9 protein-coding genes and 2 pseudogenes are annotated in these 10,536 nt (G+C 72.3%); 5 read left to right on the top strand and 6 right to left on the bottom strand.

Going from position 1 to position 10,536, the window contains the following annotated elements:
- Positions 1 to 1,041, bottom strand: a 1,041-nt coding sequence (locus AOK11_RS33005; RefSeq protein ID WP_055597351.1) for an ROK family transcriptional regulator, incomplete at its 3' end; no start/stop codon positions are given.
- A gap of 139 nt (positions 1,042 to 1,180) precedes the next feature.
- On the opposite strand from AOK11_RS33005, the gene AOK11_RS33000 reads away from it, so the two are divergent.
- Entirely contained in the window at positions 1,181 to 2,260 is a 1,080-nt protein-coding gene (locus AOK11_RS33000) for a Gfo/Idh/MocA family oxidoreductase (RefSeq protein WP_055597350.1), read from the top strand.
- Positions 2,257 to 2,742 carry a heme-degrading domain-containing protein gene (locus AOK11_RS32995; RefSeq protein WP_055597349.1) on the top strand — a complete coding sequence of 162 codons (486 nt, stop codon included), beginning with the start codon at positions 2,257 to 2,259 and terminating at the stop codon, positions 2,740 to 2,742. The genes AOK11_RS33000 and AOK11_RS32995 overlap by 4 nt, the downstream gene beginning before the upstream one ends.
- A gap of 125 nt (positions 2,743 to 2,867) precedes the next feature.
- Here the strand turns inward: AOK11_RS32995 and AOK11_RS32990 are convergent, their stop codons facing one another.
- From AOK11_RS32990 to AOK11_RS32980, 3 genes are all read right to left on the bottom strand, one after another.
- Positions 2,868 to 3,644: a YidC/Oxa1 family membrane protein insertase gene (locus AOK11_RS32990; protein WP_055597348.1), complete on the bottom strand. Its 777-nt coding sequence runs from the start codon at positions 3,642 to 3,644 to the stop codon at positions 2,868 to 2,870.
- 119 nt (positions 3,645 to 3,763) lie between these two features.
- Entirely contained in the window at positions 3,764 to 4,120 is a 357-nt protein-coding gene (locus AOK11_RS32985; protein WP_055597347.1) for a DUF6412 domain-containing protein, read from the bottom strand.
- 109 nt (positions 4,121 to 4,229) lie between these two features.
- On the bottom strand, positions 4,230 to 4,997 hold the full coding sequence (locus tag AOK11_RS32980; RefSeq protein WP_055597346.1) for a hypothetical protein: 768 nt from the start codon (positions 4,995 to 4,997) through the stop codon (positions 4,230 to 4,232).
- A 202-nt stretch (positions 4,998 to 5,199) separates the two neighbouring features.
- Here AOK11_RS32980 and AOK11_RS41025 point away from each other — a divergent pair.
- Together AOK11_RS41025 and AOK11_RS41020 are read left to right on the top strand one after the other, a co-directional pair.
- Positions 5,200 to 5,411, top strand: a pseudogene (locus tag AOK11_RS41025) (hypothetical protein); the annotation flags it as partial.
- A pseudogene (locus AOK11_RS41020) lies at positions 5,408 to 5,641 on the top strand (beta-1,6-galactanase); the annotation flags it as partial. The pseudogenes AOK11_RS41025 and AOK11_RS41020, both read left to right, overlap by 4 nt.
- A 46-nt stretch (positions 5,642 to 5,687) precedes the next feature.
- Here the strand turns inward: AOK11_RS41020 and AOK11_RS32970 are convergent.
- The gene (locus AOK11_RS32970) at positions 5,688 to 8,903 is read right to left on the bottom strand and encodes an alpha-L-rhamnosidase (protein WP_055597344.1); all 3,216 of its coding nucleotides are present in this window, start codon (positions 8,901 to 8,903) and stop codon (positions 5,688 to 5,690) included.
- Positions 8,904 to 9,291: 388 nt separating this feature from the next.
- Between AOK11_RS32970 and AOK11_RS32965 the strand changes: the two genes are divergently transcribed.
- Positions 9,292 to 10,302, top strand: a complete 1,011-nt coding sequence (locus tag AOK11_RS32965) for an SEC-C domain-containing protein (protein WP_055597343.1) — start codon at positions 9,292 to 9,294, stop codon at positions 10,300 to 10,302.
- 45 nt (positions 10,303 to 10,347) lie between these two features.
- Here AOK11_RS32965 and AOK11_RS32960 read toward each other — a convergent pair.
- The coding region (locus tag AOK11_RS32960) for an SEC-C domain-containing protein (RefSeq protein ID WP_167353865.1) at positions 10,348 to 10,536 on the bottom strand (189 nt) is incomplete at its 5' end.

Below are 10,536 nucleotides of genomic sequence, written 5' to 3'. Positions count from 1 at the left end.
GCCGAGCAGGACGCGGTCGATGTCCAGCAGGCCGACCAGGTTCGCCGCGCCGGTGCCCAGCACCCGGGCCGCCTCGTCGGTGTCGCCCCTGGCCACCGCTCCCAGGCACAGGGCCTCGATGCAGCCCCGGTCGCCGCAGCCGCAGCGCGGCCCGTCCAGTTGGAGAACCTGGTGGCCGAACTCCCCCGCCCCGGTCCGCGGCCCCCGGTGCACGCTGCCGCCGATCACCAGCCCCGCCCCGAGTCCCGTGCCGAGGTGCAGATAGGCGAAGGAGCCGCCCTCGCCGCCCACGGCCAGGCCCAGCGCCGCCGCGTTGGTGTCCTTGTCGACGACGACCGGCACCCCCAGCCGCTGCGACAGCGCGTCCCTCAGCGGAAACCCGTCCCACTCGGGGAACCCGGTCACCCGGTGCAGCACGCCCCGGGCGTGGTCCAGTGGTCCGGGCAGCGCGATCCCGGCGCCGAGCAGGGAGAGACGGCGGCGTCCGCGTACGGCTGCCTCGTCCCCCCGCGCTTCCGGCCCTCCTGGTTCTCCCGGTTCTCCCGGTTCTCCTGGCGCCGCCGATGCCACCGGCTCCGCCGGCGCCTCTCGCGGTATCTCGTCCCGTTCTCCCCACAGCTCCTCGACGACTCCTGCCACCCGGGTCAGTACCGCGTCCGCGCCCGCGCCCAGGTCCAGGGGGGTGTTCCGCTCCCCCACGACCGTCCCGTCGAGGTCGACCAGGACGGCCCGTAGTTCGTCCCGGTCCAGGTGCACGCCCACCGCGTGCCCGGCTTCCGGCACCAGGCGCAGGACCGTCCGGGGCTTGCCTCCGGTGGACGCCCGGCGTCCCGCGTCCGCCGCGAGGCCGTCCGCCCGCAGCCGGGCGGTGATCTTGCTGACCGCCTGCGGGGTGAGCCCGGTCCGCTCGGCGAGTTCGAGCCGGCTGATGCCCTCTGCTCCCGCGGTCCGCAGCAGGTCGAGCACGAGCGCGGTGTTGTGGCTGCGCAGGCCGAGCAGGTTGACCCCGGCCGTGGTGCCGGTCCTGCCCGCCGGGCCCATCGTGCCCGTCGTGCCCGTCCTGTCCGCTGTACCCGTGCCGACCGTCGCGCCCCTGCCGGCCGGTCCGCCGTTCGTCCTGTTCACCCGCCCATTCTCTCCCGTGCTTGCACTTTGGCAACAGCGTTGCCAAAGTAGGAGCATGACTGGTACTCCTCTTCGCGTCGGCCTCGTCGGCTACGGCCTCGCGGGCTCCGTGTTCCACGCCCCGCTGATCACCGCGGCCGAGGGCCTCGCCCTCGACACGGTGGTCACCTCGAACCCCGAGCGGCAGCAGCAGGCCCGCGCCGAGTTCCCGGACGTCCGTATCGCGGCCACTCCGGACGAGCTCTTCGAGCGTGCCGGTGAGCTGGACCTGATCGTGATCGCGTCGCCGAACAGGACGCACGTCCCGCTCGCCACCGCCGCCCTGAAGGCCGGCCTGCCGGTCGTCGTCGACAAGCCCCTCGCCGGTACGGCGGCCGAGGCCCGTGAGCTGGCGGCGCTCGCCGAGGAGCGCGGCCTGCTCCTCTCCGTCTTCCAGAACCGCCGCTGGGACAACGACTTCCTCACCCTGCGCAAGCTGGTGTCCGAGGGCACGCTCGGTGACGTGTACCGGTTCGAGTCACGCTTCGAGCGCTGGCGGCCGGAGCTCAAGGGCGGCTGGCGGGAGTCCGGCGACCCCGCGGAGATCGGGGGGCTGCTCTACGACCTCGGCAGCCATGTCGTCGACCAGGCGCTCGTCCTCTTCGGCCCGGTGACCTCCGTGTACGCCGAGGCGGTCGTCCGCCGCGAGGGTGCGCGGACGGACGACGACACCTTCATCGCGCTCACGCACGCGAACGGCGTCCGCTCCCACCTCTACGTCTCCGCGACCACGGCCCTGCTCGGCCCGCGTTTCCGCGTCCTGGGCTCCGAGGCGGGGTACGTCAAGCACGGCCTCGACCCCCAGGAGGCCGCTCTGCGCGACGGCCTGCGTCCCGGCACCGGCTCGGGCGCCGACTGGGGCACCGAGCCCGAGAAGCTGTGGGGCCGCGTCGGTGCCGGGGAGTCCCCGATGACCGGTGGCGGACGTGCCGAGCCGACCCTGCCCGGCGACTACCCCGCGTACTACACGGCCGTGGCGAAGGCCCTCCTGGAGGGCGGTCCCAACCCGGTGACCGCGCAGGAGGCCGCCGCCGCCCTGGACGTGCTGGAGGCGGCCCGCCGTTCCGCCGACGAGAAGGTGACGGTGACGCTGTGACGCAGCCCGCATCCACCCCCACCGTCGAAGAGCTGGAGGCGCAGGAACGCCGTCTGGTGTTCCGCCGGTTCACCCACGAGGACGCCTGGGCGCTGGGTTCCCTGCTGGTGGAGATGGCCCGGGAGCGACAGGCCCCCGTCGCCATCGACATCCACCGGGCCGGCCAGCAGCTCTTCCACGCGGCGCTGCCCGGTTCGGCCCCCGACAACGACGCCTGGATCGCCCGCAAGCGCCGGGTCGTCGAACGGTACGGTTCCGCGTCGTACCTGGTGGGTGCCCGGCACCGCGCCAAGGGCACGACGTTCGAGGAGTCCTCCCGCCTCGACCCCGACACCTACGCGGCCCACGGCGGTTCGTTCCCGATCGCCGTCGAGGGCGCGGGCGTGATCGGCGCGGTGACGGTCTCCGGCCTTCCCCAGCTCGAGGACCACCGGATGGTGGTGGAAGCACTGACCCGCTTCCTGGACGCCGGCACCGTCTGACCCGTCCCCACGGGAACGCGGGGTGCGTGCGGTGAGGTCACCGCACGCACCCCGCGTTCATGTACTGGGCCCGGCCGGAGCAGACCCGGGGCGTCGCTCCCGCGAGCGGGAGGGCGGGGGCGCCGTCACCGGTGGAGTACCGCCCGCTCCACCACGCCCCACGCCATGCTGGTGACCACGTACAGCGCGGCGGCCAGCGGCACCACGGCCACGGTGACGAGCGTGAAGAACGACAGGAACGGCATCACCTTGGCCACGGCGCCCATCCCGGGCACCGCGACGGGTTCTGCGGCACTTCCGCGACTTCCACTGCCACTGCCACTGCCACCACCGCCACGGCCACCCGCACCCGCACCGGTCAAGGCCGCGTTCGCCGCCATCGACCGCTTGGTCAGCCGGTAGCTGAAGGCGGCGACCGCCACGACGACCGCGAACAGCCCGGCGTACACGAGCCCCGCCCCGCCGAGCGGTCCCCCGTCCCCCAGCGCGTCGGCCCAACGGCCGCCCAGCGGAGCGGTGAACAGCTCATGGCCGAGCAGCTCGTTGGGCCGCCCGCCGATCGTGGTGTTCGAGAACAGGTAGAACAGGAGCAAGAAGGCGGGCAGTTGGAAGAGGCTGGGCAGGATTCCGGCCAGCGGCGACACCTTCTCCCTGGTGTGCAGGTCGAGGAGGGCCCGCTGAAGCTTCTCGGGATCGCGGCCGTACCGGCGCCGCAACTCGGTGATCCTCGGCTGGAGTCGGGCCCTCGCCTTCTGTCCGCGCGCTGCGGCCCGGGACAGGGGGTGGACGAGGAGGCGTACGAGCGCGGTGAACAGGACGATCGCGGCGGCTGCCGCGGAGAGGCCGAACAACGGCTGGAGCAGGTCGGCCAGTTGCTCGACCAGGCTGGCGAAGACGGACATGGGTGAGCCCTCCGAGGGTCTCGTCGTGCCGGAGGCCCCGGGCGTACCGGGACGGGAAAGAGGAATGACGGCATGACGACCCACGCAGGGCGTGGTGGACGAAGGTGAGAACGGGTGCCCTACGCGACGGTCGCCGGGAGGGCGTGTCCGGGAGCTCTGGGCCGGGTGCGGCCCCTGGCGTCGGGGTCGCGCTGCGGCAGGAAGGCGGTACGCCGGTCGCGGTCGCGGAGGGCCGTACGCACCAGGGTGGGCGGCACGACGGGCGCGCTGCGCGCGAGGACGACGGCGCACACGGTGAGCGTGGCGGCGGCCACGGTGGTCGCGGCGAGCGCGACGGTGCCGGAGAGGCCGCCGGTGACCGGCAGCATGAGCAGGACGGCCTGAAGCAGCGGGAGGAACACGGCGAGGACGGCGGAACGCGGATTCGTCCGATCGCTGTCCACTCGCCCTCCCTCCCCCGCACGGCAACCCGGCATCCTCTCAACGCCCGGGACCGGGCGGTGGTTCCCCGGGCGGGACGATCGCCGTGGGGGCCGGGTTCGGCACCGGGAGGGCGGAGCGAGGCGGGTGCCCGCGTACGACGGCTCAGCAAGCGGCGGCCACCGGGGTGGCGGTGACCGATCTTCCGACGCCACCGTCGAGGCTGTCGCCGTCGAGGAACCGGGTGAGGCGATAGCACTGTTCGGCCACTGCCGACCCCTCGTCAGGAGACCAGTACCGCTCCCGGAAGAGGACGAGGGCGACGGCCGTCCGCCCCTTCCGCACGACGCCGCGCACCTCGGAGCGGCTCTCCTCTCTCGGGAGACGGCCGAGATCGAGAACGTCCTGCAGACCGGGGCGCGTGAGCCGCCCCGCGTCCAGACGCTCCATCTCCATCCGTGCGGACCCCAGCCGGCCACCGATCATGTCGCTCCCCCCGCAGGCCTCGCGGTCCCGTTCGGTGACCTCCGAGGTCCATGCCGGACCGGGACGGTGTGCGTAGGTGTAGCCGAAGCAGTGCTTGACCTCCCCCCGGTCGCCGAACAGTACGGGCTCCGCCGGGTCGTACTTGGCCGACCGGCTGGCGACGGCGGTGAACACGCGCCGGTCCTCGTCGTACGTGATGACGGGGCTCTCGGTGTACTTCCAGATCATGTCCAGCAGCGCGTCGGTGTCGGTGTCGCGGCTCGCGGTCAGCGCGTCCGTGGTCCGGTCGGCCGCGTCACGGGCCTGGCGGAGGAGCGAGTCAGACGCGGTCTGCCGGCGCCGGTCGTTCTCCTGTCCTGCATGCCAGAACGAGTACCAGAGGAAGGCAATCAGCACGATGGGGGCGACCAGCAGGACCAGACACCCGATGGTCAGCACTCTGCGCATGCCCCGCCCCCTCGGTCACCCGCGTGGTCACCACTGATCCTCCCGCGATCCGGCCCCGAAGCGTAGAGGCCGGACGGACTTTCCCCACCTGGGAAGAGCGTGCCGTTCCCGGACGACGCCGGGGCCTCTCCTCGCTGACCCGGGGCCCTCCGGCCCGGGACCGTCTCACCTTCGCCGACCGTCGGCAGTACGGTGTCCCCACATACGCCCCGACACGCCCGCCGAAAACGTCGACCACCCCGCCGAAGCCGCACGCCTGGAGCGGACCGCCGGCCTCTACCCCGAGAACACCGAAGCCCTGCTGCTCCGGGCCGCCGCCCACCTCGAACTCTCCGGCGACCGCCCTCTACGACCGGCTGCTGGCCTCCGACGCGGAGCTGGAGAGCCCGGCACTTGGTCCGCGCCCTGAAGGCCCGGACGAGACGAGCTACGACCTCGCGCGGACGACCTGGAACTCCTTCGGCTCCTCGACCCGGGCCCTGGTCAGCCAGGTCAACGTGCACGGCTACCAGGGTTCGGGCGGCCGTCGCGACCTGCTGTACACGGACGTCGTGACCAACGGCCGCAATATCCTCTGGAATTCGGAGACCGGCACCGGCACCGGCACCGGCACCGGCACCGGCATGACCATGGCCGGCAACCTCCTGTCGGGACCGGAAGGGCGGACCGCGAGGGCGAATCGCACCGCTGTCACACGGTGAACCGGTGGCTTCCCGATCCCACCTCGAAGACGGCGAAGCCGTTCTCCGCACGCACGAAGGTTCCGTGGGTGTGCTTGACGCGGTCGGGGTTGTCCGTCGGGATCCACACCTCGGCGGTGGTGTTCGCCGGCACGCCGCACGACAGCCGGAATCGGCCGGACCGCTGCTCCCACGCGGTGGACACCGGGCCGTAGAGGGAGGTGAAGGTCGCCCGGGCGGAGGTGACCTCGCCGCCCGGACGCGGGCGGATGACGATCTGCCGGTAGCCCGCCCGGCCCGGGGCGATGCCGGCGATGTTGGCGTACATCCACTCCCCCACGGAGCCGTAGGCGTAGTGGTTGAAGGAGTTCATGCCCGGGGACTGGAACTCGCCGTCCGGCTGGAGGGAGTCCCAGCGCTCCCACATGGTGGTGGCGCCCTTGTCCATCTGGAAACCCCAGCTCGGGAAGGTGCGCTGGAGCAGCAGGCGGTAGGCGACCTCGGTGTGGCCGGTGTCGGTGAGGACGGGCAGCAGGCGCGGGGTGCCGAGGAATCCGGTCGACAGGTGCCAGTCCCGCGCTTCGATCAGGGCGACGAGGCGGTCGGCCGCGGCCTTGCGCAGGGCGTCCGGGACCAGGTTCATGGACAGGGCGAGGACGTAGGCGGTCTGGGTGTCTCCCTTCACCCTGCCGTCGGCCGTCACGTACGCCTTCTCGAACGCCGTGCGTACGCGTGCGTGGAGGTCGGAGTAGGGTGCGGGATCCTCCCCCAGCTCCTTCGCGATCCGTGCCGCCAGGTCGGCGCTGTGCGCGAAGTAGGCGGTGGCGATGACGTCCTTGGGCGTCTCGTCGGACACGTTCAGCCAGTCGCCGTATCCCGCGGCCGGGCGCAGCAGGCCGGTGCTGTTCTTCTCCAGGTAGCGCAGCCAGGCCCGAACGGACGGCCAGGCGTCCTCGAGGACCTGCCGGTCGCCATACGTCTGGTACAGGGCCCACGGGACCGTGACCCCCGCGTCTCCCCAGCCCGCGACGCCCTTGCCGATGTCGCCGGCCTGCGGGGCCACGTCCGTGAACGCGCCGTCGGACGTCTGTGCGTCGCGGAGGTCGACGAGCCACTTGGTGAGGAAGCGGGCGGACTCCATCGTGTAGGTGGCCGTGGGCGCGAAGACGTTGATGTCGCCGGTCCATCCCAGTCGTTCGTCACGGGCCGGTGTGTCCGTCGGGACGGAGAGGAAGTTGCCGCGCTGCCCCCAGGTGATGTTGCGGTGCAGCTGGTCGATCATCGGTACGTCGGTCTCGAAGGTGAGCGTGAAGGGTGCGGAGGTGTGCATGACCCGTCCGGTCACGGCCGACGCCGGCGGTGTGCCGGGGAATCCGGTCACCTCGACGTAGCGGAAGCCGTGGAAGGTGAAGCGCGGTTCGTAGACCTCCTTGCCGGTCCCCTTCAGGATGTAGGTGTCCGTCGCGGCGGCCGACCGCAGGTTGGCGGTGTAGAGGGTGCCGTCGGGGTTGAGGACCTCGCCGTGCCGCAGCCGCACCGCGGTGCCCGCCTTGCCCGACACGCGCAGCCGTACCGAGCCGACCATGTTCTGGCCGAGGTCGAAGATGAAGACGCCCGGCTTGGGTTCGGTGACCTTCTGGGTGCGGAGTTCCTTCTCGATGCGTACGGGGCCGTCCACCTGCGCGACGATCCGCGGCGGGGCGGCGGCGCCGGTGCCGCGTACCGGTGACCAGGCTCCGTCGTCGAATCCGGGCGAGGTCCACCCGGCCGTCTCCTTGCGGGCGTCGTAGGTCTCGCCCGCCAGCAGGTCGGCGGAGACGATCGGGCCCTGGGCGGCACGCCAGTCGGGCCCGGTGGTGATGCGCTCGCTCGTCCCGTCGGCGTACTCGACCTCCAACTGCGCCAGCAACCCCGGGTGTTCCCCGTACTGGTGCGGTCCGAACCAGCAGATGTTGCCCGCGTACCAGCCATGGGCGAGGTGGGCGCCGAGGGCGTTGGCTCCCGGGCGGAGCGCGTCGGTGACGTCGTAGGTCTGGTACTGCACGCGCTTGTTGTAGTCGGTCCAGCCGGGCGCCAGTTGATCGTTGCCCACCCGCTTGCCGTTGAGGTGGGGTTCGTACACACCGAGGGCCGTGGCGTACAGACGGGCGCGGCTGACCTTCTTGCGCGGCAGTCTGAACTCGTGGCGGAGCTGGTGGGCGGCGAACAGCACCGGCACGACCTTGCCCCACGGCCCGGCGCCCCAGGCGGCGGCCACCCTGGCGGCCCGCCACCCGGTGTCGTCGAAGTCCTGCTCGCGCCAGTCGTCGGCCGGCTCCCGGTCGGTGGACTTCCACGCGCCGTCGGTGACGATCCTGCGCTCGCCGGAGGCCGTGGTCAGGGCGAGCACGCCGATGAGGCCGGCGGGGCCGACCGTGCGGTTGGTCGCGGAGACGGCCAGGACGTTCGTGCCGGAGCGTATGTGCGCGAGAACGTCGATGACGTCCGGGCGGCGCCATCTCGAGTCGTCCGTGTCCAGGGCGGTGCTCGCCACTTCGGTGCCGTTGACGGAGGCGACGTAGGCGTCGTCCGCGCTGAGCACCAGCGTGGCCGAGGTAATGGCGTCGGGGAGGTCGACGGTCAGACGGAACCACCGGGTGTCCGCCGGAACGCTCTGCGCCGGTTCGCCCTCGGGGAACCAGATCCACGAACTTCCTTCCAGGGAAGGGGGTTCCGTGAGGGAGGCGGGAGCGGATATCCACCGCGCGGACCACTCGGCCTCGTCCATCAGACCGGTCTCCCACCAGGACGGTTCGCTCCACGGCGAGACGGCTCCGTCGGCGTCCCAGACGCGCACCGACCAGTGGTACCGCGTACGCGGCTCGAGCCGGGGCCCGTCGTAGGAGACGAGAACGGACTCGGCCGAGGCGACCTTGCCGCTGTCCCACACGTCCGGGCGGGACAGGCGGGCGGTGCTCGACGCGATGCGCACCTGGTAGGCGCTCTGCCGTTGCCCCGGTGCGGTCGCGGTCAACGGCCAGCTCAGACGCGGTCGGGCCACGTCCAGGCCCAGGGGATGGCGCACGTACTCGACGGTCGGAGAGGCCACCCGTAAGGCGCTCCCTCCCTTGCGCGCGGCGGAGGGCGCGGCCCCCGCCGGCACCGCCCCCGCGGCCGGCACCGCTCCTGCGGCCACGGCGCCCACCGTGGCCGCGGCGCTCGCGAGAATGTTCCTTCTACTGATCACAGCGGCTCCATCGGAGAGAGGGGAGTCGTAGAGGGTGAGTCATAGAGCGTGAGTCGTAGCGCGTGAGTCGTAGCGCGTGGCAATCGAAGCTGAATCGATTCATGCGAACGTAAAGGGAACGCGAGGCACCGTCAATAAGCGTGCGCGGATTTTCGTCACACCCGTCGGGTAAACGATGGAAGCGACGCGAGCGGCCCGATTCAGCCGGACTCAGGGAATTGAACCCTTTCAAAATGATCAAGAATAGCGGTACCGGCGACGGAAACGAGGGCCCGAACGCCCCCTCCCCGCCGACCTCCCGCCGGCCTCCTCGACGGGCACGGGCACCGGCTCCGGCACACCGGCACCGTCTCCTCACCTGTCACCGGTCGGCAGTACGGTGTCCCCCATGCGCCCCGACACGCCCGCCGAAAACGTCGACCACACCGCCGAAGCGGCACGCCTGGAGCGGACCGCCGGTCTCTATCCCGAGGACGCCGAAGCCCTGCTGCTCCGGGCCGCCGCCCATCTCGAACTCTCCGGCGACCGCCCCGCCGCGGCCGCCCTCTACGACCGGCTGCTGGCCTCCGACACGGAGCTGGAGAGCCCGCACCTGGTCCGCGCCCTGAAGGCCTCGAACCTCTGGGAGTACGGCCACGAGGCGGAGGCCCGCGCCATCATCGACGGCATCCGCGCCGCGGCCCCGCGCGATCCGGCCTCCTGGGTGGTCGTCGCGGAGTCCCTGGAGGCCCACGACGAGCTGGAGCAGGCGCACGAGATGTTCACGGAGGCGGTGCGCCTGCTGCTCACCGACGTGCCGGAGCCCCCGGCCGCCGCCCACCCGCTCCTCTTCGGCCGCCACCGCGTGCGCAGGATGCTGGGCGCGGCGCACGACGAGTGGGACGCCCTGGCGGACACCGTCCACAGCCTGCCGATCACCCTGGACGAACTCCACGACCCGAAGCGCGTCTGGTCACTGGGCTCGGAGAACCCGGCGGAGCTGGAGGCGGAGATCTCCCGTCTGCGAGCGGAAGTGGGCGCGTACCGGATGGCCCTGTCCCGCCCCTTCCCGGTGGCGGTCCTCCACTGGCCGGCGGACGAACTGACCGAGCTCCTGGAGGCGTACCCCTCCCTCGCCATCGAGTACCCGTCGCACGAGGAGCACCTGGCCACGATAGAGACGGCCCTGCGCGAACTGGCCTCCTCGGGCACCCCCAACCTGGGCATCGTCCCCGGCACCGTCCCCTCGTACGAGGCCTTCGCCGCCTCCGAGGGCACCACCCCCGACGACGCCTACCTCCTCCCCCAGTACGCGACCACCCTGGCGGCCCGCGGCCGGGCCATGCCCTGGCCGCCGCAGCGGTCGGCCCCCTGCTGGTGCGGCTCGGGCCGCCCGTACGGGGAGTGCCACGGCGCCTGACCGACGACCGGCCGGGGCAGGGCTGCTGCCCCGGCCGGTCGTCGGTCAGGCGCCGTGGCACTCCCCGTACGGGCGGCCCGAGCCGCACCAGCAGGGGGCCGACCGCTGCGGCGGCCAGGGCATGGCCCGGCCGCGGGCCGCCAGGGTGGTCGCGTACTGGGGGAGGAGGTAGGCGTCGTCGGGGGTGGTGCCCTCGGAGGCGGCGAAGGCCTCGTACGAGGGGACGGTGCCGGG

This window comes from Streptomyces hirsutus, from assembly GCF_001418415.1.
Lineage (GTDB): Bacteria > Actinomycetota > Actinomycetes > Streptomycetales > Streptomycetaceae > Streptomyces > Streptomyces hirsutus.
Note: the sequence above shows the minus strand (reverse complement) of the source record. Positions and strands in the feature narration are given on the sequence as shown.